General features: G+C 41.7%; 1 pseudogene. It reads left to right on the top strand.

The annotated features are described in order from the left end of the window. Positions 1-18: 18 nt before the first annotated feature. Positions 19-218, top strand: a pseudogene (locus ST42_RS14325) (hypothetical protein); the annotation flags it as partial.

Genomic DNA, 218 nt, shown 5'->3' with positions numbered 1-218 from the left:
AGGCGAGAGGAGAACGAAATGAATCCATTCATTTCTTATCCCGAGCCGAAGCTTATCTTATGCAAAGATAATGCAAGGCGAGAGGAGAACGAAATGAATCCATTCATTTCTTATCCCGAGCCGAAGCTTATCTTATGCAAAGATAATGCAAGGCGAGAGGAGAACGAAATGAATCCATTCATTTCTTATCCCGAGCCGAAGCTTATCTTATGCAAAGA

The organism is Prevotella pectinovora (assembly GCF_000834015.1).
In the GTDB taxonomy this organism is placed as follows: Bacteria; Bacteroidota; Bacteroidia; order Bacteroidales; family Bacteroidaceae; genus Prevotella; species Prevotella pectinovora.
Note: the sequence above shows the minus strand (reverse complement) of the source record. Positions and strands in the feature narration are given on the sequence as shown.